The organism is Thioalkalivibrio versutus (assembly GCF_001020955.1).
In the GTDB taxonomy this organism is placed as follows: domain Bacteria; phylum Pseudomonadota; class Gammaproteobacteria; order Ectothiorhodospirales; family Ectothiorhodospiraceae; genus Thioalkalivibrio; species Thioalkalivibrio versutus.
Genome location: NZ_CP011367.1, coordinates 874,544 through 897,838, shown reverse-complemented (window position 1 = coordinate 897,838; position 23,295 = coordinate 874,544). Strand labels below are relative to the sequence as shown.

General features: G+C 68.0%; 24 protein-coding genes and 2 pseudogenes. 10 read left to right on the top strand and 16 right to left on the bottom strand.

The features are described from left to right. Window positions 1-158 precede the first annotated feature (158 nt). The 10 genes from TVD_RS04275 to TVD_RS04230 all read right to left on the bottom strand — a co-directional run bounded on the left by TVD_RS04275 (window position 159) and on the right by TVD_RS04230 (window position 9,177). A complete protein-coding gene (locus tag TVD_RS04275; RefSeq protein WP_018938466.1) occupies window positions 159-680 on the bottom strand; it encodes a phosphatidylglycerophosphatase A family protein in 522 nt (173 codons plus the stop codon). A 20-nt stretch (window positions 681-700) separates the two neighbouring features. Beyond that, the gene (thiL, locus tag TVD_RS04270) at window positions 701-1,687 is read right to left on the bottom strand and encodes a thiamine-phosphate kinase (RefSeq protein ID WP_047250897.1); all 987 of its coding nucleotides are present in this window, start codon (window positions 1,685-1,687) and stop codon (window positions 701-703) included. A 25-nt stretch (window positions 1,688-1,712) separates the two neighbouring features. Next, window positions 1,713-2,249: a transcription antitermination factor NusB gene (gene nusB, locus TVD_RS04265; RefSeq protein WP_082119073.1), complete on the bottom strand. Its 537-nt coding sequence runs from the start codon at window positions 2,247-2,249 to the stop codon at window positions 1,713-1,715. Window positions 2,250-2,297: 48 nt separating this feature from the next. Beyond that, complete coding sequence (ribH, locus tag TVD_RS04260) at window positions 2,298-2,777, bottom strand: 6,7-dimethyl-8-ribityllumazine synthase (protein ID WP_018169400.1); 480 nt, start codon at window positions 2,775-2,777, stop codon at window positions 2,298-2,300. A gap of 98 nt (window positions 2,778-2,875) precedes the next feature. Beyond that, on the bottom strand, window positions 2,876-3,982 hold the full coding sequence (gene ribBA, locus TVD_RS04255; RefSeq protein WP_018169399.1) for a bifunctional 3,4-dihydroxy-2-butanone-4-phosphate synthase/GTP cyclohydrolase II: 1,107 nt from the start codon (window positions 3,980-3,982) through the stop codon (window positions 2,876-2,878). A 24-nt stretch (window positions 3,983-4,006) separates the two neighbouring features. Further along, entirely contained in the window at window positions 4,007-4,690 is a 684-nt protein-coding gene (locus tag TVD_RS04250; protein ID WP_018951181.1) for a riboflavin synthase, read from the bottom strand. Window positions 4,691-5,052: 362 nt separating this feature from the next. Next, window positions 5,053-6,228 carry a bifunctional diaminohydroxyphosphoribosylaminopyrimidine deaminase/5-amino-6-(5-phosphoribosylamino)uracil reductase RibD gene (gene ribD, locus TVD_RS04245; RefSeq protein ID WP_019571436.1) on the bottom strand — a complete coding sequence of 392 codons (1,176 nt, stop codon included), beginning with the start codon at window positions 6,226-6,228 and terminating at the stop codon, window positions 5,053-5,055. Next, a complete protein-coding gene (gene nrdR / locus TVD_RS04240; RefSeq protein ID WP_018176383.1) occupies window positions 6,228-6,809 on the bottom strand; it encodes a transcriptional regulator NrdR in 582 nt (193 codons plus the stop codon). Before nrdR ends, ribD begins: the two co-directional genes overlap by 1 nt. Window positions 6,810-6,842: 33 nt before the next feature. Continuing rightward, on the bottom strand, window positions 6,843-8,102 hold the full coding sequence (gene glyA / locus TVD_RS04235) for a serine hydroxymethyltransferase (protein WP_018146107.1): 1,260 nt from the start codon (window positions 8,100-8,102) through the stop codon (window positions 6,843-6,845). Between the two features lie 280 nt (window positions 8,103-8,382). Next, the gene (locus tag TVD_RS04230; protein ID WP_047250895.1) at window positions 8,383-9,177 is read right to left on the bottom strand and encodes a transglutaminase-like domain-containing protein; all 795 of its coding nucleotides are present in this window, start codon (window positions 9,175-9,177) and stop codon (window positions 8,383-8,385) included. Between the two features lie 147 nt (window positions 9,178-9,324). Here TVD_RS04230 and TVD_RS14835 point away from each other — a divergent pair. The 7 genes and pseudogenes from TVD_RS14835 to TVD_RS04200 form a co-directional block, all read left to right on the top strand. Further along, a pseudogene (locus tag TVD_RS14835) lies at window positions 9,325-9,681 on the top strand (TAXI family TRAP transporter solute-binding subunit); the annotation flags it as partial. Beyond that, window positions 9,670-9,912: pseudogene (locus tag TVD_RS14830) on the top strand (DUF3394 domain-containing protein); the annotation flags it as partial. The pseudogenes TVD_RS14835 and TVD_RS14830, both read left to right, overlap by 12 nt. Window positions 9,913-9,940: 28 nt before the next feature. Next, window positions 9,941-10,345, top strand: coding sequence for a DUF302 domain-containing protein (locus TVD_RS04220; RefSeq protein WP_018146111.1), 405 nt, complete (start codon window positions 9,941-9,943; stop codon window positions 10,343-10,345). A gap of 23 nt (window positions 10,346-10,368) precedes the next feature. Next, on the top strand, window positions 10,369-11,478 hold the full coding sequence (glcE, locus tag TVD_RS04215) for a glycolate oxidase subunit GlcE (RefSeq protein ID WP_047250894.1): 1,110 nt from the start codon (window positions 10,369-10,371) through the stop codon (window positions 11,476-11,478). 4 nt (window positions 11,479-11,482) lie between these two features. Then, the gene (gene glcF, locus TVD_RS04210; RefSeq protein ID WP_047250893.1) at window positions 11,483-12,748 is read left to right on the top strand and encodes a glycolate oxidase subunit GlcF; all 1,266 of its coding nucleotides are present in this window, start codon (window positions 11,483-11,485) and stop codon (window positions 12,746-12,748) included. A gap of 64 nt (window positions 12,749-12,812) precedes the next feature. Further along, window positions 12,813-13,997: a pyridoxal-phosphate-dependent aminotransferase family protein gene (locus TVD_RS04205; RefSeq protein WP_047250892.1), complete on the top strand. Its 1,185-nt coding sequence runs from the start codon at window positions 12,813-12,815 to the stop codon at window positions 13,995-13,997. 70 nt (window positions 13,998-14,067) lie between these two features. After that, a complete protein-coding gene (locus TVD_RS04200; RefSeq protein WP_018169389.1) occupies window positions 14,068-14,397 on the top strand; it encodes a hypothetical protein in 330 nt (109 codons plus the stop codon). 289 nt (window positions 14,398-14,686) lie between these two features. Here TVD_RS04200 and TVD_RS04195 read toward each other — a convergent pair whose 3' ends face one another. The 6 genes from TVD_RS04195 to TVD_RS04170 form a co-directional block, all read right to left on the bottom strand. Next, the gene (locus tag TVD_RS04195) at window positions 14,687-15,217 is read right to left on the bottom strand and encodes a phosphatase PAP2 family protein (protein WP_205622086.1); all 531 of its coding nucleotides are present in this window, start codon (window positions 15,215-15,217) and stop codon (window positions 14,687-14,689) included. Then, window positions 15,192-16,424: a glycosyltransferase family 4 protein gene (locus tag TVD_RS04190; RefSeq protein ID WP_047250890.1), complete on the bottom strand. Its 1,233-nt coding sequence runs from the start codon at window positions 16,422-16,424 to the stop codon at window positions 15,192-15,194. Before TVD_RS04190 ends, TVD_RS04195 begins: the two co-directional genes overlap by 26 nt. A gap of 24 nt (window positions 16,425-16,448) precedes the next feature. After that, window positions 16,449-17,189, bottom strand: coding sequence for a lysophospholipid acyltransferase family protein (locus TVD_RS04185; RefSeq protein WP_047251901.1), 741 nt, complete (start codon window positions 17,187-17,189; stop codon window positions 16,449-16,451). Between the two features lie 4 nt (window positions 17,190-17,193). After that, the gene (locus tag TVD_RS04180; RefSeq protein WP_018951172.1) at window positions 17,194-18,009 is read right to left on the bottom strand and encodes a GNAT family N-acetyltransferase; all 816 of its coding nucleotides are present in this window, start codon (window positions 18,007-18,009) and stop codon (window positions 17,194-17,196) included. A gap of 157 nt (window positions 18,010-18,166) precedes the next feature. Continuing rightward, window positions 18,167-18,580 (bottom strand): rhodanese-like domain-containing protein, encoded by a 414-nt coding sequence (locus TVD_RS04175; RefSeq protein WP_018146120.1) that lies wholly within the window; start codon window positions 18,578-18,580, stop codon window positions 18,167-18,169. 158 nt (window positions 18,581-18,738) lie between these two features. After that, window positions 18,739-20,772: a thioredoxin domain-containing protein gene (locus TVD_RS04170; RefSeq protein ID WP_047250889.1), complete on the bottom strand. Its 2,034-nt coding sequence runs from the start codon at window positions 20,770-20,772 to the stop codon at window positions 18,739-18,741. Between the two features lie 101 nt (window positions 20,773-20,873). Between TVD_RS04170 and lgt the strand changes: the two genes are divergently transcribed. Genes lgt through TVD_RS04155 form a run of 3 tightly spaced genes read left to right on the top strand, consistent with a single transcriptional unit; the run spans window position 20,874 to window position 23,021 of the window. Continuing rightward, the gene (gene lgt / locus TVD_RS04165) at window positions 20,874-21,689 is read left to right on the top strand and encodes a prolipoprotein diacylglyceryl transferase (protein ID WP_018146122.1); all 816 of its coding nucleotides are present in this window, start codon (window positions 20,874-20,876) and stop codon (window positions 21,687-21,689) included. Window position 21,690: 1 nt separating this feature from the next. After that, window positions 21,691-22,509, top strand: coding sequence for a thymidylate synthase (locus TVD_RS04160; protein WP_018951169.1), 819 nt, complete (start codon window positions 21,691-21,693; stop codon window positions 22,507-22,509). Window positions 22,510-22,526: 17 nt separating this feature from the next. Continuing rightward, window positions 22,527-23,021, top strand: a complete 495-nt coding sequence (locus tag TVD_RS04155; RefSeq protein ID WP_047250888.1) for a dihydrofolate reductase — start codon at window positions 22,527-22,529, stop codon at window positions 23,019-23,021. The last annotated feature ends 274 nt before the right edge of the window (window positions 23,022-23,295 follow it).

The following is a 23,295-nucleotide window of genomic DNA, read 5'->3' as shown; positions in this document are numbered from 1 at the left end:
ATGACCGCAACCTGCGTCAGGGAACGAAAGAGGGACTTCATGCCACTCACTCCTTGCGTCGTTGCCTGCCCCTGAGGCGTCCGCGCGTACCCATGGTTCCCGGCAGCATGTGACTCTGCCAAGTCCATCGCGTCCAGGGAAACACGTTTCAGCGCTCCTTAAGCCTCGACCACCAGCTGTTGGAACAGCCCACCCAGGATCACCAGCGCGAAGCCGGCGTACAGGCCCGCCACGACGTCGTCCATCATGATCCCGTGGCCGTCGTGCCACTTTTCATCAAAGTAGTTCGCCGGCCAGGGCTTGAGGATGTCGAACACCCGGAACAGCAGGAAGCCGACGACCACCCACATCAGCCCCGCCGGGGCAAACGCCAGCGTGATGAGCATGCCGGCCCATTCGTCCCAGACGATGCCGGGATGGTCATGCACGCCCAGCTTGCGCGCACTTTCGCCACAGATGTGGAAGCCGGCCATCACCACGACCACGGTGATCGCAAGGTAGGCCCACTCCGGGAAATTCATGATCGCGAAGTACAGCACCAGTGCACCCAGCGAGCCGGTGGTACCCGGTGCCCAGCGCGACAGGCCACTGCCGAAGCCGAACGCCAACAGGTGAATGGGATCGCCGAACACGGTCTTCACCGATGGCATCTTCGGATTACGGATCTTCTGCTCCGGCATGGCTCCCCTGTCCCTATTCTTTATTCTGTGTTCGCGAAATGATCGTGGCCCGCCCGCGCCACGTCCAACCGTTGCCCGTTTGCGTCCTCCACCACCACACCCGCACCCTCGGTGCACTCACCGATCACGGTCAGCGGGACGTCCACGCTGAAAGCCAGCAGGTCCAGCGACTCCCCCGGCGGGAGGGCGAACAGCAGCTCGTAGTCCTCGCCACCGCCCAGTGCGCAGGAGCGAGCCTGCTGCTCGGACACCTCCGCCAGCAGCGGGTCGCGCGGGACGCTGGGCCAGTCGACTCGCGCACCGCAACCCGAGGCGGCACACAGATGGCCCAGGTCCGCCAGCAGGCCGTCAGAGATATCGATGGCGGCCCGTGCGCGGTTGCGCAGACCACGGCCCAGACTCAGACGCGCCGCGGGCCAGAACAGCCGGGCGCAGGCGGGGCTCGAGGCGTCTACGGGACCCCCCTCTGCACGCCGCTGCGTCTCGTGGGCCAACCCGCACGCCGCTCCGCCCAGCGCACCGGAAACCACCAGGCGATCGCCAGGCCGGGCACCTTCGCGGCGCAGCGCCTGGCCGACGGGCACCTCGCCCAGGACCGTCACGCTGATCGCCAGCGGACCCCGGTTGGTATCCCCGCCCACCAGCGGGATCCCGACCTCCTCGGCCAGCGCCAGAAAGCCGTGGCTGAAGCCCGCCAGCCAGTCATGATCGACACGCGGCAGGGTCAGCGACAGCACCGCGCCCAACGGCTCGGCCCCCATCGCGGCCAGGTCACTGAGATTGGAGGCCAGGGCCTTGTGGCCGGCGCTTGCCGGCGGGTGATCAGGAAAGAAGTGGGTGCCCTCGACCAGGGTATCAACGGTGACGACCAATTCGTGGCCGCTACGCACGGCCAGCAGGGCGGCATCGTCTCCGATGCCCAGGCGCACGCCATCGGCAACCGCGCCCGCGCTCGGCGTGCCGAAGTAGCGCTGAATCAGATCGAATTCGGACTCGGGGCCGGCCATGGCCGTGGTGCTGACCCGCCCGGGGTCAGCGCGGGGCGGAACGCTCGGGGCCGCGCAGGTCGGCGGAGAGCCGGTCCAGCACGCCGTTGATGTAGCGATGCGACTGCTCGGCGCCATAGCGCTTGGCCAGGTCGACGGCCTCGTTGATCACCACGCGGTAGGGCACCTCCATGCGTTCAGCCAACTCCCATTGGCCCAGCCACAGCAGGGCGTGCTCAATGGGATCGAGCTGATCCAGCGGACGGCCGAGGTAGGGCTCCATGCGGGCATCCAGGGCCTCGCGGTCGCCGGTCACGCCGATCAGGAGTTCGCGGAAGTACTCGGCATCCGCCTTGGCGTGTTCCTCGTCGTCACGGAATTCGGCCAGGATATCCTTCGGGTGGGCGCCCGTGAGCTGCCAGGAATAAAGCGCCTGCATCGCGCGCCGGCGCGCGAAGGAACGCGCATGCCGCGCCCGCTGCTCGGGCGTGCTGCGCGGGCGCCGGGCCCGAGAGGACTTGCCGGCATCGGCATCCTTGCGCGGGGCACCACCTTCGGGGCGGGGATCTGAGGGTTCAGTCACGGCAGACCTGTTTGGATGAGCGGATAGCACTGGGTAAACGTTGCGGCATCAGCCGCGCAGCTGGCGCATCAGGCTGACCATCTCGATCGCGCCCATGGCGGCATCGGCGCCCTTGTTGCCGGCCTTGGTGCCGGCGCGCTCGATCGCCTGCTCGATGGAGTCGGTGGTCAGGACGCCGAAGCTGATCGGCAGGTCCTCGGCCATCTGCACCTGGGCCAGTCCCTTGGCCGCCTCACCAGCGACATAATCGAAATGCGGGGTGGAACCACGGATCACGCAGCCCAGGGCGATCACACCGTCGTACTGCCCGGAACGCGCCATGGCCTGCGCCGCCAGTGGCAGTTCATAGGCACCCGGAACACGGGCGATCGTCAGGTTCGTCTCCTGCACCCCATGGCGCTTCAGGGTATCCACGGCCCCTTCCAACAGGCGTTCGACGATCAGGCTGTTGAAGCGTGCCAGCAGCAGGCCATAGCGATGGTCGGCGGCGTCGGTGAATACGCCTTCCAGGGTCTTGATCTCGGACATGATGAGCTTCCGGTTGGGCAGATGACGGACCTGTCGGTCCAGTAAGTCGATCGGGCTAGGGAGCCGCTAGTGTAGCACCGCGGCTCCCGCCATCGGGGCTACTCGTGGACGTAGTCCACGACCTCCAGGCCAAAGCCACCGAGGCCGTGGAAGCGCTTCGGCGCGGACATCAGCTTCATGCGCCCGACGCCGCAGTCGGCGAGAATCTGTGCGCCGATCCCGTACATGCGCCATTCGGCGGAGTTCTCGCGCCCACTGCGTTCCTCCGGCGCGGGCTGACCGATATTCTCCAGCCGCTGGGCCAGGGCATTGCCACTCTCGTGCTTGCGCAACACCACCACCACGCCCGCGCCCGCCTCGTCGATCCGGCGCAGGGCATCATCCAGCGGCCAGCCACGATCCGGACCGGCATAGCCGAGGGTATCGCACAGCGTGCTCTCCAGATGCACGCGCACCAGGGTGTCCTGGTCCGGCTTTGGCTCGCCACGCACCAGGGCAAAATGCAGTTCGTGGTCCACTTCGTCCTCGAACGCCAGCAGGCGAAACTCGCCATGCTCGGTCGGGAACGGACGCTCGGACACCCGCCGGACCGTCTTCTCGTTCTCGATGCGGTAGCGGATCAGATCCTCGATGGTGCCCATCTTCAGGTCATGCTCGGCGCAGAAGCGTTCGAGATCCGAACGCCGCGCCATGCTGCCGTCCTCGTTCAGGATCTCGACGATCACCGCGGCCGGCTCGGCCCCGGCCAGGCGCGCGAGATCACAGCCGGCCTCGGTATGCCCGGCCCGCACGATCACCCCGCCCGGCTGCGCCATCAGCGGGAACACGTGGCCCGGCTGGACGATGTCCTCGGGCGTCGCATTGGGCGCCACGGCGGTGCGGATGGTGTGCGCACGATCGTAGGCGGAGATGCCGGTGGTCACGCCCTCGGCCGCCTCGATCGACAGTGTGAAGTTGGTGCCGTGCACGTCGTTGGTGTCGGTCACCATCAACGGCAGCGCCAGCTGCTTGCAGCGCTCGCGGGTCAGCGTCAGGCAGATCAGCCCCCGGCCGTACTTGGCCATGAAGTTGATGTCTTCCGGGCGCGCGTGCGAGGCGAGCATCAGCAGATCGCCTTCGTTCTCGCGATCCTCGTCATCGACGATGACCACCATGCGTCCGGCCTGAAGCTCTTCCAGGATGGTTTCGGTATTGGAAAATTCCATAGATTCCTGCTTTCGGCCGCGCAGTTAGTCGCGCGAACCGGAGTGATTGGGAAAGCCCTGCTCGGCCAGCCAGGCCTCGGACAGATCGCCCGCCTGGGTACCCGGCTCGGCCGCTCGATCGCCCAGCATCAGGCGTTCCAGATAGCGGGCGATCAGGTCCACCTCCAGGTTGACCGGCGTGCCCACTGCGTACACGGCAAACCGGGTCAGTGACCAGGTGTGCGGGATGATGTTGACCTCGAACTCGGCGCCGTCCACCCGGTTCACCGTCAGGCTGGTGCCGTCGATGGTGATCGAGCCCTTGGCCGCGATGTAGCGAGCCAGCGCCGCCGGCGCGCGAAAACGCACGCGGGTGGAGCGCGCGTCCGGCTCCATCGCCACGACTTCGCCCACACCGTCGACATGCCCGGACACCATGTGCCCGCCCAGGCGATCACCCAGCGCCAGCGCGCGTTCGAGATTCACCCGATCCCCCGGACCGAGATGGCCCAGCGTGGTGACATCCAGCGACTCCCGCGAGACATCGGCGGCAAAGCCATTACCCGGCAGATCGGTCACCGTCAGGCAGACCCCATTGACCGCGATGGAATCCCCCAGGCGGGTATCCGACAGGTCCATCCCGGTCGCATTGACGTGCAAGCGCACATCGCCCCCGCTGGGGGTGAGGCGCTCCAGGCTGCCAAGGGTCTCGATGATTCCGGTAAACATGGATGTCCACTCGTTCGGTCGGGTCCGGAGCACAATGCCGGGCCACAGGCGCCCCATCATAGGGAAACGCTAATGAATTCGCACCACGACCCGGGCGTTTATAGTGGCAACGCCGGTCCTCGCAAGTCCTTCAAGGGCCATCACGAAGCCCACGAAGACACGAAGCAGGGTCAATGGCGATTGCAGATCGGAAGGCGCTTAGAACGAAGCCGAACAGGGGGCCCTATGGTTTATCCAGCGCCGAGGCGTTGGATTGCCGCGCCTCGAGCTCCATCATCCTCCCCGTCTTCCTGTCGATCGCTCTTGCGACTTGCCCTGCCCGCTCTTCCTGTCGTCGTGCGCTACGTGATGCAAACAAGCCCTTAGGAACGCGGACGGGCAAGCAGGCGCAGGGTATCGCCGACCCAGCGGGTGTCGATGACTTCGAGTTCGGCGCGTTCGGCCATGCGGGCCAGTGGCCACTCCACCAGGGGACGGGCGCTGGAGCCCATCAGCAACGGCGCCTGGTAGATCAGCCACTCGTCAACCCAGCCACCGCGGGCGAGCGCACCGGCCAGGCCGGGGCCGGATTCCACGTGGAGCTCGTTGACCTCTGCCCGTCCCAGCTCCGTAAGCACCGCACCCAGATCAAGCCCGCCCTCGGCAGATTCCTCCGCCAGCGGCACGGCCCGCACCTCGGCACCCTTGCCGCGCAGGGCATCCGCCGCAGGCGAGCCCACCACATCGGGACTGGTGAGGATCCAGACCGGCCCGTCACGCAGGATCTGCGAGCCCGGGGGCGTGCGCAGGCGCGCATCGAGGATGACGCGCAGTGGCTGCCGGGTCGGCAGATCGTGATACCGCGGGTCATCCGGGAAGCCGGCATGGGCAGCCAGATCAAACGGCTTCATGCGCACATTCAGGCGCGGGTCGTCGCCGACCACGGTGCCACTGCCGGTGACGATCGCCCCGGCCCGCGCCCGCCACAGTTGCACGTCGCGCCGCGCGGCCTCGCCGGTGATCCACTGCGACTCGCCGGAGGCCATGGCCGTCCGCCCGTCCAGGCTCGCGGCCAGCTTGACCCGCACCCAGGGGCGCCCCTGCTCCATGCGCTGCACGAAGCCGGGGTTCAGCGCCCGTGCCTCGGCCTCCAGCACGCCGCTGTCGACCCGGATACCGGCCGCCTGCAAGGCATCGATCCCGCCCCCGCATACCTGTGGGTTCGGATCCAGCATCGCGATCACGACCCGCGCGACGCCCGCCCGGATCAGCGCATCGGTACACGGCGGGGTGCGGCCCTGATGACTGCAGGGCTCCAGGGTCACGTAGGCGGTCGCGCCTTGCACGGCCTCACCGGCCGCTTGCAGCGCGTTCACCTCGGCATGCACCTCGCCGGCCTTCCAGTGCAGGCCCGCGCCTACCTCCCGGCCGTCGCGCACGATAACGCAGCCCACCCGCGGATTCGGATCCGCGGTGAAGCGGCCGTAATCCGCCAGTTTCAGGGCGCGCGCCATGTGCCGGCGGTCGGCAATGACCTGCTCGGTCGTCGGCGCTTCCATTACATCCCCTCCTGCGAGCCGCCGTCCGTCTCCGGGGTGGCCCGCCCGTCCGCCGCGGATTCCGGGGCGTTTCCGGTCGCCTCCTCGTCGATCAGACGCATCTGCGAACGGCGCATCTCCGGGCTGAGGTCATCCTCCAGCCGTTCGATCGCCTCACGGAAGGACTGCACACTGGCGAAGCTGAGATAGATAGAGGCAAAACGGATATAGGCCACATGGTCCAGCCCGTGCAAGGCCGCCAGCACCATTTCGCCGATGCGGTCGGACTTCACCTCGGGGGCCGTGACGGCCGAAAGCTGGCGCTTGATGTCGTCGATCACGCGCTCGACATCATCGGTCTTCACCGGGCGCTTGTGCAGTGCCCGGCGCAGTCCGCTGCGCAGCTTTTCCTCGTCGAAGGCGACCCGTTCACCGGAACGCTTGACCACCCGCGGCAGGCTGAACTCCGCCCGCTCGAAGGTGGTAAAGCGCGCACCACAGGCACGGCACTGCCGCCGGCGCCGGATCTGTTCCTGCTCCGGGCCGGCCACCCGCGAATCGACCACGCGGGTGTCCTGATCATGACAGGACGGACAGCGCATCCCGGGCCCCGTCAGCCGGCCAACTGGCGGTGGTTATTCGCCGTGACCGTACACCGGGAAGCGACGGCAGATCTCGAGGACCTTCTCGCGGGTCGCGTCGATCACCTGCTCGTTCTCGTGATCATCCAGCACGTCGGCGATCCAGCCGGCCAGCTCGCGGGACTCGGACTCGGTGAAGCCGCGAGTGGTCAGCGCGGCGGTGCCGATGCGAATGCCGGAGGTCACGAACGGGGACTGCGGATCGTTCGGAACGGCGTTCTTGTTGACCGTGATGTTGGCGCGGCCCAGCGCGGCATCCGCGGCCTTGCCGGTCATGCCCTTGGCGACCAGGCTCAGCAGGAACAGGTGGTTGTCGGTACCGCCGGAGACGATATCGAAGCCACGCTCCACCAGCACCTCGGCCATCGCGCGGGCGTTGGCGATCACCTGCTTCTGGTAGGTCTTGAATTCCGGCTCCAGGGCCTCCTTGAACGCCACCGCCTTGCCGGCGATCACGTGCATCAGCGGACCACCCTGGGTGCCCGGGAAGATCAGCGACTGGAACTTCTTGTTCAGTTCCGGCTGCCCCTTGGAGATGATGAAGCCGCCACGCGGCCCGCGCAGGGACTTGTGCGTGGTGGAGGTGACCACGTGGGCGTGGTCGATCGGGTTGGGGTACTCGCCGGCAGCGATCAGGCCGGAGACGTGGGCCATGTCGACCATCAGGTAGGCACCGACGCTATCCGCGATCTCGCGGAAGCGCTTCCAGTCGACCACGCGCGAATAGGCGGAGAAGCCGGCGACGATCATCTTCGGCTGGTTCTCGGTGGCCAGGCGCTGGACCTCGTCGTAGTCGATCAGGCCCTCGTCGGTGATGCCGTACTGCACCGCGTTGTAGATCTTGCCGGAGAAGTTCGGCTTGGCACCGTGGGTCAGGTGGCCGCCGGCGTCCAGGCTCATGCCCAGGACGGTGTCATGCGGCTGCAGCAGGGCCATGTACACCGCGGCGTTGGCCTGGGAGCCGGAATGCGGCTGCACGTTGGCGTAGTCGGCGCCGTAAAGCTGCTTGAGGCGATCGATCGCCAGCTGCTCAACCACGTCGACGTGCTCGCAACCGCCATAGTAGCGCTTGCCCGGGTAGCCCTCGGCGTACTTGTTGGTCAGCACCGAACCCTGCGCTTCCATCACGCGCGGGCTGGTGTAGTTTTCCGACGCGATCAGCTCGATGTGCTCTTCCTGACGCTGCGACTCGTCGCGGATGGCATTCCAGAGGTCGTCGTCGTAGCCGTGGATACTCATGTCAATCGAAAACATTCGGGTCTCCCGTTCAAAGCGTTGGATTCAGCGGATTTCGGCGCGCCAGCTACTTGGGGCGCTGCCGCAAAAAGGCCGCCAATCATACGCCATCCGGCCCTTCTTTTCAGGCCGGACGTCTCCCGACACGGCCGCTGCGGACCACCGAGCCCCCTTCCAAGACCGGTGTTTCGCAAGTCCGATCAGGCACTTTGATGCCCGGCCACACCCCGGGAAGACCAGAGGCACAAACCCCTTCCGCTCATCCGGAAAACGGGCCGCGTGCGCTTGCTCCAACGCCTTAGTTCGGCCCTTCGATTCGACGGACGTCGACGTCGTGGCGGGTCGGGTATACCGGCAGGCCGAACTGGTTGTAGACCGCCACATCGGCCGCATCACGGCCGTAGCCCACGACCACGTAGCCACCCCGCAACTCGGCCTGGGTCGCATCAAAGGTGTACCAGCGCCCCCCGACGAAGGCCTCGAACCAGGCATGCATGTCCATCGGCTGCAGGCCGTGCAGATACCCGACCACCATGCGCGCCGGGATACTGAGACTGCGGCACAGTGCAATCCCGAGATGCGCCAGGTCGCGACACACCCCGCTCCCGCGCTGATTCACCTCCGCGGCCGAGATCGGGATGTCGCTGCTGCCCGGAAGAAACGCGATGCGCTCACGCAGCCACTGCTCGATGGCCGCCACCTGGTCATAGCCCAGCCGCTGGCCCGCGGTGATCTCGGTCGCCATCAGGTTGAAGCGATCCGATTCGCAGAACCGGCTCGGCAGGAGATAACTCAGTACGGCATCCGGGAGGGACTGCACCTCGACAAACGGTGCGCCCGGGGCCCGGTCGAGGGCCTCGGCCGTCTGCACCTCCGCCGCGGTATGGATGGAGAACGTCCCTGGCGGCGCGATCAGGCGCTGGCAGAGGTTGCCGTAGATGTCGACGAACTCGGACACCGGCGCCGTCGGCACCAGGCGATATTCCTCGCGCGCGACCCATTGCAGCGGGCCACTGCGCGGTCGCAGCATCAGCACAAACGGCGTGGGTTCGACGATCTCGAACTCGAAGTCACAACGGGTCTCGAGCCACATGAACGGGGCCTCTTGGGGTGAACCTCCTACACTACGCCCTGCCCGGCGGCGGGGCTACACGTAGGTGGCCCTGGCAGCCGGCTGCGACCGTGTACATTGGCCCGCGATTCCCTACACTTCCGAAATCGCCTGTTCCCCGGAGCCCGTATGCGAGGACGACCCGACCACCGCACCGCGAGACGCCGCACCCGGCACCTGACCGGTGGGCTGCTTGCCCTCGGCCTGTTGCTGCTCGCACCCCTGGCCCAGGCGGAACAACGCTTCATCAACATCGGCACCGGCGGCGTCACCGGTGTGTACTACCCGGCCGGCCAGCACCTGTGCCGGCTGTTCAACACCCGCCGCGACAGCCACGGGATGCGCTGTACCGCGGAGAGTACGGGCGGTTCGGTATTCAACCTGAACATGGTGCGTTCCGGCGACATGGACTTCGGCGTGGCCCAGTCGGATCTCCAGTACCACGCCCATCATGGCAGCGGCCGCTTCGAGGCCTTCGGGCCCGCCGACCAGAAGGCACAGATCCAGACGGTCGCTTTCGGCAGCCCGGCCGGCCGCGTAGGGTTGGAGGGTGGCTGGACCATCACCGGCGTACTGGTGCCGACCGAGCGCCCCAGCCCATACTGGTTCTACCTTCCGGCCCTGGCGCTGGGACTGCTGGTAGTCTGGAATCAGCGCCGACGCGCGGAACCGCCGGGGCGCGGCCCTTCCGCCGACACCCCCGCCCTTTCGGCGTAACCACGAACCGCAATCGGAGTACACCGCAATGGAACAACCCAACTACGGCTTCAATGTCATCGTGAAGGGCGGCATCGAGGACGTGATCGCGCAGACCACGGCCGCCCTCGGCGAGGAGGGCTTCGGCATCCTCAGCGATATCGACGTCGCTGCGGCCTTCAAGAAGAAACTGGATCTGGAGCATCGCCCCTACCGCATCCTCGGCGCCTGCAACCCGAACCTTGCACGCCAGGCCGTCGAGGCCGACCCCAACATCGGCCTGCTGCTGCCCTGCAACGTGCTGGTGCAGGACAACGAGAACGGCACCTGCACGGTCGGCTTCATGGACCCGGTCGCGGTCATGGGGCTGGTCGACAAACCCGGTGTCGAAGACCTGGCCGGCGAGGTACGCCATCGTCTGGAGCGCGTGCGCCTGACCCTCGAGACCGGCTAGCCCCCAGCTTCGCGAGCACACCTATGGATACTGGAACCGACCAGTCCGCCGGGCTGGCCGAGCGCATCCGAACGGCCGTCGCCGCCGGGCACCGCCTGGCGATCGCCGGCGGCGGCAATCAGCGCGCGCGGGCCTTCCCCACGGGCTTCGAACCGGATGTCCAGCCACTGGAGGCCAGCGGCCATCACGGCATCGTCAACCTCGCACCCAGCGAGCTGGTGGTGACCGTGCGCGCCGGCACGCCGGTGATGGAACTGCAGGCCGCGCTGGAAGAGGTGGACATGATGCTGCCCTTCGAACCGGCCATGCCCACGCCGTCCAGCACCGTGGGCGGCATGGTGGCCCTGGGCCTGTCCGGCGCACGCCGCCCCTGGACCGCCAGCCTGCGCGACGCCGTGCTTGGCACCCGCATCGTCAACGGTCGCGGCGAGATCCTGCGCTTCGGCGGCGAAGTGATGAAGAACGTCGCCGGCTTCGACGTCTCGCGGCTGATGGCCGGCAGCCTCGGCAGCCTGGGCCTGCTGCTGGAGGTCAGCTTCAAGCTGCTGCCCGCCCCCGCCTACCAGGCCTGGCTGCGCCAGGAGAGCTCCGCCGCAGCCTTCATCGAGCAGGCGCGCGACTGGGGCCGAACCGCCCTGCCGTTCTCGGGCCTGGCCTGGGCTGACGGTATCGGCCACATCCGCCTGGGCGGTGGCCAGGAGGCCGTGCAGGAGGCCGCCGAGCGCCTGGGCGCGGCACCGGATATCGACGGCCCGGCCTTCTGGGCGCAACTGCGCGATCGGCACCTGCCCTTCCTCACCCGACCCATGGCCCGCGGCGAGCGCCTGTGGCGTCTGAGCCTGCCGCCCGCCACCCCGCCGCTGGATCTGCCCGGCGAATGGCTGCTCAACTGGGGCGGCGGCGAGCGCTGGCTGCGCTCCACGGCCACCCCGGACGCAGTGCGCGCTGCCACCGAGCAAGCGGGCGGACACGCCCGCCTGTGGTCCGGCGATCCGGCCGGGGCAGCCTGGCTGCACCCCCGCGCACCGGCCCATGCGCGCCTGGAGGGCGAGGTCCGCGCCGCCCTGGACCCTGACGGCGTGTTCTTCGCCCCGCTGATCACCCCTCATCCACGCACCGTGCCGACGAGCTGAGGCCATGGAAACTCGCCTGCACCCGCGCTTCGAGAATGATCCGGCGGCGCGCATCGCCGAAGACGCCCTGCGTGCCTGCGTGCACTGTGGCTTCTGCAACGCGACTTGCCCCACCTATCAGGAACAGGGTGACGAGCTGGACGGCCCGCGCGGACGCATCTACCAGATCAAGCAGGTCCTGGAGAGCGGCGAGGCCAATACCACCACCCGCACCCACCTGGACCGCTGCCTGACCTGTCTCAACTGCATGACCACCTGCCCCTCCGGGGTCGATTACAACCACCTGGTCGCCTTCGGCCGGGAGGTGATCGAGGAAGACCTCCCGCGCGGCTGGCGCGACCGGCTGCTGCGCACCCTGCTGGTCCGCGCGTTGCCGGCGCGCTGGCCGTTCCGTCTCGCCCTGGGGCTCGGCCGCCTGGCCCGCCCACTGCTGCCCGCCACCCTGAAGCGCCGCGTGCCCGCACGCCACGGTGCCCGGGCCGGTGCAACCCGCATTGGCGCGGTGACTCCGGCGGGCTTTCCCCACGGGCGCGTGCTGTTGCTCGGCGGCTGCGTGCACGATGCGATCGACGCCCGCATCAACGCCGCACTCCGGGGCCTGCTCGGGCGCCTTGGCATCGAGGTGGTCGAGGCCGGCGAGGCCCGCTGCTGCGGCGCGGTGGAACACCACCTGGCGTTCGCAGAGCGCACCCGCGAGCGGGTCCGGGCCAACCTCGACGCCTGGGAGTCGATCCTTGCGGACGGGGTGGACGCCGTCGTCAGCACCGCCAGCGGCTGCGGCGTGATGCTGCGCGACTACGCGCACATCCTGGCCGACGACCCGACGTATGCCGCACGCGCCGCCCGCTTCACGGCGCAGGTCCGCGACCCGGTTGAGCTATTCGATATCCAGACCATCCGCAGCCTCGGCATCCGGGCGCCGGCAGATCACCCGCCCGTCGCCTGGCATGCGCCCTGCACCCTGCAGCATGGCCAGGGCCTGGCCGGCCGCGTGGAACCGCTACTGCAGGCCGCCGGCTTCCACCTGGTGCCGGTCGCCGAGCCGCATCTGTGCTGCGGCTCGGCCGGAACCTATTCCATTCTCCAGCCGGCGATGGCGGGCCGTCTGCGCCAGCGCAAGCTGGACAACCTCGAGGCCAGCGGCCCCGCGCGCATCGTAACCGCCAACATCGGCTGCCAGACGCACCTGCAGTACGGGACCGATACGCCGGTCGAGCACTGGCTCACACTGCTCGAACGCCACTGCGGCGCAACTCCCGCCGGTGCGTAGGGGCGCTTGCCCAAGCCCCGACAGCACTCTAGATTCCCCCTTTTCCAATCCGGTAGACGCATCCATGCAGGCAAAATCCTTTCTCCCCCCGCAGCGCACCCTGATGGGCCCCGGCCCCTCCGACGTGAATCCGCGCGTGCTCGCCGCGATGAGCCGCCCGATCATCGGCCATCTGGACCCGGTGTTTGTCGGCATGATGGAGGAGATGAAGGGCCTGCTGCAGTACGCCTTCCAGACCAACAACGCCCTGACCCTGCCGGTCTCCGCCCCCGGTTCCGCCGGCATGGAGACCTGTTTCGTGAACCTGGTCGAGCCAGGTGACAAGGTCATCGTCTGCATCAACGGCGTGTTCGGCACCCGGATGAAGGAGAACGTCGAGCGCTGCGGCGGTACCGCCGTCCTGGTCGAGGACGACTGGGGCGCCCCGGTCTCCCCCGAGAAGGTCGAGGACGCGCTGAAGGGCAATCCGGACGCGAAGATCCTGGCCTTCGTGCACGCCGAGACCTCGACCGGGGCGCGCTCGGATGTCGAGACGCTGTGCCGCCTGGCCCGCGAGCATGACTGCCTGAGCATCGTCGACTCGGTCACCGGCCTCGCCGGCAGCCCGCTGTACGTGGACGACTGGGGCGTAGACGCGATCTACTCCGGCTCGCAGAAGTGCCTGTCCTGCACCCCGGGGCTGTCGCCGGTCAGCTTCAGCGAACGCGCGGTGGAACGCATCCAGGCACGCAGCCACAAGGTGCAGAGCTGGTTCCTCGACCTCAACCTGGTCATGGGCTATTGGGGCGGCGGCGGCAAGCGTGCCTACCACCACACCGCGCCGATCAACGCCCTGTACGCCCTGCACGAATCGCTGGTGATCCTCGCCGAGGAAGGCCTGGAAAACAGCTGGTCGCGCCACGATCGTCATCACGCTGCCCTGCGCGCCGGCCTCGAGGCCATGGGCCTGAGCTTCCTGGTCGACGCCGAGCATCGTCTGCCGCAGCTGAACACCATCCACGTGCCGGAAGGTGTCGACGAAGCCGCGGTGCGTGGCGAACTACTGAACCGCTACGGCCTGGAGATCGGCGCGGGTCTCGGCCCGTACGCCGGCAAGGTCTGGCGCATCGGCCTGATGGGCCATGGCGCCAACGAGAAGAACGTGCTGCTGTGCCTGTCCGCGCTGGAGGCCGTGCTGGCCGACATGGGCGCGGTCACCCCTGGCCGTGCGCTGTCCGCCGCCCGCGCCACCTACGCGCAGCAAGGCTGAACCATTACCGGCCGCCGTCATCGCCTGCGGGCGATGACGGCGCTTCGAGACCCAACGGGAGACCTACCCCATGACGCTAAGTCAACTGCTGCAGTATCTGGACGAACACATGGATGGCGTGTTCCTGGACGGCGACCCCGCCGCGTCACTGGAAAAGGCGCGCAGCGGAGACCACCGCAACCCCATCGCGGCCGAGGTCCTGGTCGCCCTGATGGACGGCGCCGGTTCCGACAGCCCCGACGCCACCATGGAACGGGCCGAGGCGGTCAAGTCCATCGGCCCGACCCGCCTGAAGTACATGGGCGACGACGCCCCGGTCGAGGGCTTCCGCCTGGTGGAAAAGACCATCGTCACCATCGACGCCGCCTACAACGAGGAAGCGCTCGCCCTGCGCGGCTGACACCGCGCCCTGCCCCCGGACACAGCCGGCGGGGCATTTCGTGGGCCATCACCCCGGAAAGGCCTGAATGCCCCGCCATCCCGGCCGGAGTGAAACCCTCCTCGTCATCCCGGCCGGAGCGGAGCTGTCACCGCCCCCCCCCCGGCCGGAGCAAACCTCTCCCCGTCATCCCGGCCGCAGCGAAGCGGAGAGCCGGGATCTCCGGGAACGCCCCGGGCCGTTCAACGAGATCCCGGATAACCGCTGCGCGGTTTCCGGGATGACAAGGTGGGTGACGCAGGTTCGGCTGTCAGAGCAGGCTGACCAGTCCAAGAACGGTCGCAGCCACCGTTGCGCCGATCAGGGCGCCCATGGCGACATCGCTCGGGTAGTGCAGGGCCAGCACCAGCCGCGAGGCGGCCACCAGCACCGCGAACGGCACGACCAGCCACGCCCACACCGGGAACCAGGCCACCAGGATCACCGCAAACCCCACCGCGTGCATCGTATGGCCGGAGGGGAAACTGAACTCGTCCAGCGGATCCACGGTGCGCGCGAACGGACGACCACGATGGCAGGGACGACGCCGGCTGGTGCGCCGCTTCAGCCACTTGTAGAGCGGCAGCGAGGCCAGCCCCACTACCGCCATCTGCAGACTGACCCAGGCCGCCTGCGGCCCATGAATCAGTGGCAGGGCAAGCATCAGCGCATACCAGATGACCCCGTCGCCCAGGCGGCTGATCCAGCCAAAGAACCCGCTGACGTCGCGTCGCCGATTGTAATGGTTGAACTGCTCGCAGACCGCCAACTCGAACTCATCCATCCATTGCAGGACTCGCATCACGCGGCTCTCCCAGGATTTCCAGACAAACCGTTTCGAACTCGGCGACCACCTCGACCCAATCAAGGCCCCGGGCGCACGCCCGGGCGTGGCGCCCCATCTCGCTCCACCCCTCCGGGATCTGTGCGAGTTCCGCGGCGGCCGTGACAAAGGCTGCGGCATCCGCCGTCACATCGCCGGTAAAGCGCACCCGGGCGCCGCTCACGCCGCTGATCACGTGCTCATGCGCCGCCGCGGTATCGAAGGCCAGCACCGGGATCCCGCTGGCCATGGCCTCGATCACCACGTTGCCGAAGGTCTCGGAGGTGGATGGGAACAGGAACAGGTCGGCGCTGGCGTAGTGCTGGGCCAGGGCCTGCCCCACCTGCTGCCCGGTAAAGATCAGGTCCGGGTGTGCCCGCTCAAGCGCGACACGGGAGGGTCCGTCGCCTACCAGTACCAGGCGGGCCTCGGGCACGCGCTCCTGCAACGCACGAAAGGCCTCCACCACCAGACCCAGATTCTTCTCTGGCGCCAGTCGGCCGACGGACAGGACCACCGGCCCGGGCCCCCATTGCCGACGCAGGCGCGAGGATCGCCGTGCCGGCGTGAAGTGCCGGGTATCCACGCCGCGCGCCATCACCCGCACGCGCTCGAAGCCATGGCCTGCAAGGCTTGTGGCCAGTGCCTGCGTGGGGGCCAGGGTTACGTCGCAGCGATTGTGGAAACGGCGCAGGACGGCCCGCACCAGGGGTGTCAGCCAGCCCACGCCGTAGTAGCGGGCATAGCCATCAAAATGGGTGTGAAACCCCGAGGCGACCGGGATCCCGAGGCGCCGTGCCGCGCGCAGGGCCGAGTGGCCAAGCGGCCCTTCGGTCGCGACATACACAGCGTCGGGCCGGTGTTCGGTCCACAGCGCCGTCAAGCGCCGACGAGCCGGCAATCCCATGCGCAAACCGCTGTAGCCCGGAAGCGGCAACCCCGGCAGTGGCCGCTCCTCCATTAAACCATCCGTCTCCAGCGGGGCCACGACGACGGCCTTCGATTCGCCCGGCTGGCACGGACGCAGCACCTGCACGCGATGGCCGCGGCTGCGCATCCCCTCAACCAAGCGCGCGAGGGTATGGGCCACACCATTGACCTCCGGTGGCCAGGTCTCGGTCACCAGGGCCAGGTTCAGACATGGGCGGGAGGGGCGGCGGGATTCCGTGTGTAGCGGCGACGACATGGTGAACCCCCTCCCCGCCCGCCGCTACGAGGCGCGGGCGCTTGCGCGCCCCGAAGGCGGATCGACCGGCAGGCCGAGCACATCGACAATGGCGCTGCGGGCGCCGTCGGCCAGACTGCGCCGATCCTGGTTGGCGGATTCCAGCGGTGCCAGAAGATGCAGGTCCACGTGCGTCTCGCGCCGACACAACAGCTTCCAGACATTCGAGATCAGGCGATCGTCTTCCGCGTAGGACACCGGCACCGGGCCGTTCGGCATGCCTTCGTAGGCCAGCGCCACCGGCTGCACCGGGTGCTGGGTGCCGGCCACGGCCGCAAACAGTCGCGGGTGGAACCGGCGCACGAACTCGCCACGGCTGGTCGTGCCTTCCGGGAACACCACGAACTGCAGGCCCTCGTCGAGCCCGGCCCGCATCGCCTCGAAGTGGGCCGACGCCTGATTGGCCCCGCGTTCGATGAAGTGGGTGTCATGCTGACGGCCGAGCCAGCCGATGATCGGCCAACGTGCGATCTCCGCCTTGGAGAGGAAACAGGTGTCCATCGCGGCGCCGATTAGCGGGATATCCAGCCAGGAGACATGGTTGGCCACCACCAGTGATGTACGCCGGGGTTCCTCGCCATGGATCCGGAGCCGCACCCCCACGATCCACAGCGCGCGGTCGTACCAGGCGCGGCGGATGCGGCTGCGTTCCGCGAAGTCGGCCCCCCGGCGGACCATCCGCCAGGTCAGCCAGACCCCCGCCAGCATGTGCAGCACGATGCGAATCAGCCTACCCAGTGCCCGCAGTGTTCCGGTCATGCTCCGTTCCTCGGCTTGCGGGCGTCATAGCGCCCATGAAGTGCCGATGGTAACGGTCCGGCATGGCGCGCACATCCAGCAGGACAAGCACGTCGGCCACATTGAAATCGGGATCGAAACAGGCCTCGCCGCAGACCCGGGCACCCAGGCGAAGGTAGGCTTTCAGCAACGGCGGCAGCCCGGTACGGCTGGGTGTGCCATGGCAGATGGTCAGGGAATTGGGCAGCGGCCGGCGCGGCGTCACCCGCAGACGTGACGGGGCTCGATGGAACAGGCGTAGCCAGGCCAGCTGGGCCGGCGTCTGCTCGCTCAATGGTAGGCTCGCACAGCCCATCAGGTAGTCGTAACGATGGGCGTTCATAAACCGCGCCAGGCCGGTCCACAGCGCGTTGATCGCGGCCCCCTGACGATGATCCGCGCGCACGCAGGTGCGGCCGATCTCCAGGGTCTTCCCCGGGAGATTCATCAACGGGCCCAGTTCGAATTCGGACAGCGAGTAGAAGCCACCGGCCGTGCTGGCGCTCTCCTCGGTGAGGATGCGTGTGCAGGCAACCACCGTACCGGAGCGCCGTTCGCGCACCAGCAGGTGATGACAGAAGGGGTCCAGGGGATCCCGGTCCAGACCGGATCCAGCATCCGGAAGCGCAGCCCCCATCTCGCCAGCGAAGACCTCGTGGCGCAGGCGCTGGGCCGCCTCGAGCTCCGACGGGCTGGACGCGAGGTGGATGCGGTAGGCGGTTTCGTTTGCCGCGATCGGTGTAGCTGGGGACAGCTGCGGTTCGCTCATGGTGGCGACCTCCGGTTGAACTGTCCCGGAGACTACGCCGCGTGGTTGACCGCCCCGTGTAGGAACGATGACGGTCGGATGAACCCGCCGCCGGAACCGTGCCCGAAGACGGCACCGTTCGGGGCGGAGGCCCCTGCCCCCGCCCCGCCAGCCTCTGCTACGGCAGCGGGCCCGTGTAGGCGCCGGATTCCACCGGCAGGTCCTCGCCTTCCCAGCTCTTGATACCGCCGGCGATGTTCACCACGTTGGTAAAGCCCATGTCCTGCAGTCGCTGCACGGACATCGCGGCACGGCCGCCGGTTGCGCACATCACGGCCACCGGCTTCTCGCGCGCGTTCACCAGCGCATCAATGCGGTGCGGGGTGTTGGGATCGGCCGCACCCTCCAGCAGGCCACGCGGAACCAGGATGGAGTTCGGCGCGTGCATCTTTTCGAACTCATAGGGCTCGCGCACATCCACCACCAGCCAGTCCTCGCCGTTCTCCATCTTCTCGGCAAGATCCGCCGGGGCGATCTCCTTCACGTTCTTCCGCGCCTCGGCGACGAAATCCATCAGCTTCTTCTCGCTCATTCGAATATTCCCTTTTGCAATGAATCGGACTACCCCCCGTAGGAGCCTGCTTGCAGGCGAACGCCCCGGCCAGAGTCAGATGCCGGCAGGGGCATTCGCCTGCAAGCAGGCTCCTACACACGGGCTCGCATTCTACCGTGGGTGCGAGTCCGGGCGATTCAACCCTCGTCGAGCGCACCTTCCAGCGCAACGGGATCGGTCACCGGGGCCGCGCACTGCAACCCGCGACAGACATAGGCCCGCACGCCCGTCTCCGGGGCGGCTTTCTCCGCGAGCGCGGCGGGCAGATCGCCGGCCTGCGCGGGAATCGCGAAGGTCCACACCGGAGCATCCTGCGCCCGCAGTCGCTGCTGCCACGCGGGAAGTTCGTCGGCTGGCCCCCGCAGCACGACCAGGGCCGGCGCCTGGTAATGGATGTCCAGCGCGGTCAGCAGGCTCATGTGGCCCAGTGGCGCCTGCTCGACCATCGGGCCGGCGTTCGCCAGCGTGCGCTCGGCCGCCTCCAGGTAGCGGGGTTCGGACAGCAGGAACCCGAGTTTCTGCAATACCTGAGCGGCGGTCCCGTTGCCGGCCGCCATGGCATCGTCGGCATAGACCTTCGGGCGCTGGATCAGTGCCTCGTGATCCCGGGCGGTGAAGAAGAAACCGCCCTGTTCGCGGTCCTCGAATTCCTCCAACAGGGTGTCGGCCAGCGTGGTGGCCCAGGCCAGCAGGTCGCTGTCCCACTCGGCCTCCAGCAGCGCCAGCGTGGCCTCCAGCAACAGGGCGTGATCGTCCAGGTAGGCACGCGGCATCGCGCCGGTCGCCCCCTCGCGCACGCTGGCGTACAACCGGCCGTCGCGCCACAGACGCTCGCGCACGGCGGTCATCGCCTCGCGTGCCAGGCGCAACCATTCCGGGCGCTCCAGGGCGCGCGCGGCACGCGCCAGGCCCGCGATCATCAGGGCATTCCAGGCGCCCAGGATCTTCTCGTCGCGATGCGGTCGGACCCGGTCCTCGCGTGCCGCGAGCAGGCGTTCGCCGGCACGGTCCAGACGCGTGTTCGCCTCCGCCTCGTCGATCCCCAGCGCATCCGCGACGGTCGCCACTGGTGCCACCTCGTGCAGATGCCAGCGCCCCTCGAAATTGGCCGGGCCGTTGAGTCCCCAGACCCGGCTGGCGACGGCCCACTCGTCCTCCGTCAGGAGCGCCTGGACCGTCTCCGGGTCCCAGACATAGAAGCGTCCTTCCTCGCCCTCGGAGTCCGCGTCCAGGCTCGAATAAAAGGCCCCGGAGGGATCCCGCATCTCGCGCTCCAGCCAGGCGACCGTCGGCTCCACCACCCGCCGCGCGCATTCGTCGCCGTGCGCGGCGCGCTCGGCATACAGCCCCAGCAGCGGACCGTTGTCGTACAACATCTTCTCGAAGTGCGGGATCATCCAGCGGGCATCCACCGAGTAGCGGCAGAAGCCACCGCCCACCTGGTCGAAGATCCCGCCGGCGGCCATCGCACCCAGCGTGCGGGCCAGCATGCGCTCCGCCTCGGCATCGCCATGGCGCGCCGAGTGCCAGGCCAGCCACTCGAGCGAGGCTGGGTGCGGGAACTTGGGGGCGTCACCGAAACCGCCGAACTGCTCGTCGAAGGTCTTCGCCAGTTCGGCGCGCCCCTTGTCGATGACACTGAGGGCCGGGATCGCGCCACCGGCCGGGCTGTAGATCCGCCCCAGTGCCTGCTGCAACGAGTCGTTCTGGCGCTGGATCTCCTCGGGGTGCTCGGCGAGGAAATCGGACACCCGGGTCATCAGATCCACGAACGATGGCAGGCCGTGGCGCGGGGTGTTCGGGAAGTAGGTCCCGGCAAAAAACGGCACCTGGTCCGGGGTCAGGAAGACGGTCAGCGGCCAGCCTCCGGGGCGCTGCGACAGCAGCATGTGCGCGTTCTGGTAGATGCGGTCGAGGTCCGGGCGCTCCTCGCGGTCCACCTTGATGTTGACGAAGCGCTCGTTCATCACCGCGGCGGTGTCCGGGTCCTCGAAGGACTCGTGCGCCATCACGTGGCACCAGTGGCAGGCAGAGTAGCCAATCGAGAGCAGGATCGGCTTGTCCTCGCGGCGGGCGCGCTCCAGCGCCTCCTCGCCCCAGGGGTACCAGTCCACAGGATTGTCGGCGTGCTGCAGCAGATACGGGCTGCTGGCCCCGGCCAGTCGATTCATCGCGCGGCCTCCTTGCAGGTGGATCGGGCTAGCGGCATACAGGTGCATGCCGGGGCCCGGGCGAGTAGCATGTGCAGCCGGTTTTTCATCCGCAAGCGCCCATGCCCACACACCCGTTTATCGACCCCGTCGCCCTGTCCATCGGCCCACTGACCCTGTATTGGTACGGCCTGACATACCTGGTCGGATTTGTCGCCTTCTGGGCGCTGGGCGTATGGCGCACACGCAGTCGCAACTGGGACCCCCTGCACCCCTGGCAGGTCGGTGACCTGCTGTTCTGGGGCGTACTCGGGGTCGTCGTCGGCGGGCGGCTCGGCTATGCACTGTTCTACAACCTCGACACGACGCTGGCCGACCCGCTGAGCCTGTTCCGCATCTGGGAGGGTGGCATGGCCTTCCACGGCGGGCTGGCCGGCGTGCTGGTCACCTGCTGGCTATACGCCCGCAAGATCGGCCAGCCGTTCTTCCGTCTGACCGACTTCATCGCACCCCTGATCCCGATCGGCCTGGGCGCCGGGCGCATCGGCAACTGGATCAACGGCGAGCTGTGGGGCAAACCCACCGACCTGCCCTGGGCCATGGTCTTCCCGGCCGCAGACTACATCCCCCGTCATCCGTCGCAGCTGTACCAGGCCTTTCTCGAAGGGCTCGTGCTGTTCGTGGTGTTGTGGGTCGTCTCGCGCCAGCCGCGGCGTACCGGACTGATCTCCGGGCTGTTCCTGACGCTTTACGGCAGCTTCCGTTTCGCGGTCGAGTTCGTCCGCGTGCCCGACGCCCATCTCGGCTACCTCGCTTTCGACTGGCTCACCATGGGGCAGGTCCTGACCCTGCCGGTGATCCTGTTCGGCGTTGCCCTGATCGTCTGGTCGCGGCGCAACCCCCTGCCCGCACCCCGCCCGGCCCCGGAGACCGCCTGAGATGCAGCAATACCTGGACCTGGTGCGGCACATCCGCGACCACGGCACGGACCGCCCGGACCGCACCGGTACCGGCACGCGCTCGGTATTCGGCTACCAGATGCGCTTCGACCTGGCCGACGGCTTCCCGCTGGTCACCACCAAACGCACCCATCTGCGCTCGGTAATCCACGAACTGCTGTGGTTCATCGCCGGTGATACCAATGTCGGCTACCTCCGCGAGCACAAGGTCCGCATCTGGGACGAGTGGGCCACCGCGGCCGGCGACCTCGGTCCCGTCTACGGCGCGCAGTGGCGCAACTGGGCCGGCCACGACCAGCTTGTCGAACTGATCGACAACCTGAGGAACCGCCCCCACTCCCGGCGCCACATCATCAGTGCCTGGAACGTGGCCGACCTGCCGGACGAATCCATCTCGCCACAGGCCAACGCGGAGGCCGGGCGCATGGCCCTGGCGCCCTGCCACACCCTCTTCCAGTTCTACGTGGCCGACGATCGCCTGTCCTGCCAGCTCTACCAGCGCAGCGCGGATGTGTTTCTAGGCGTGCCGTTCAACATCGCCAGCTACGCGCTGCTGACCCACATGCTCGCGCAGGTGGTGGGCCTGAAGCCCGGCGAGTTCGTCCATACCTTCGGCGACGCCCACCTCTACCGCAACCACCAGGAGCAGGTCGAAGAACTGCTCGGGCGCGAACCGCTGCCGCTGCCAACCCTGCACCTGAACCCGGACGTCACCGACCTGTTCGCCTTCACCTTCGACGACATCGAGGTGCGAGACTATGAGTCCCACCCCCCGATCAAGGCCCCCATCGCGATCTGAACGTTCCCGGAGTCCCCATGCCCCAGCCCGAGATTCATCTGATGGTCGCGCTCGATCCGGATCACGTGATCGGGCGCGACAACGACCTGCCCTGGCACCTGCCGAAGGACCTGCAGCACTTCAAGCGAATGACTGCCGGTCACCCGATGATCATGGGTCGGCGCACCTTCGAATCCATCGGACGGCCGCTGCCGAATCGCCGCAACCTGGTGCTGACGCGCCAGGCGGAGTGGCAAGCGGAGGGTGTCGAGGTCTATCGCGATCTGGATGCGGCGCTGGCCACCATCGAGGCCGGCCCCGCCTTCGTGATCGGCGGCGCCGGCCTGTTCGAGGAGACCCTGCCGCGCGCCGACGTGCTGCACCTGACCCGGGTGCACGAGTGCCATGCCGGCGACACCTTCTTCCCCGCCCTCGACCCCGCGGACTGGGACATCGTCTGGTCCGAGCACCACGAAGCCGACGAACGCCACGCCTGCCCCTTCACCTTCGAACGCCTCGAACGCCGCCGCTGAACGCGACCCGGCGCCGTCCAAGGACCGTGCGGGCCCGGGTGTGTACAGCACCCGGCGGCCGAAAGTGGCCCTGGAACGCAGTGGTACACGCCCCAGGGCTCCACGCCCCTCCCTCCTGCTTCGTCATCCCGGAAACCGCGTAGCGGTTATCCGGGACGTCGGCGGCCGGGGTTGCCCCGACGGGGGAGATCCCGGCTCTTCGCTTCGCTGCGGCCGGGATGACAGTACAGGGGCAAGGGCCGGGGACGGTGACATTCCAGAAAGGCCCGGATTA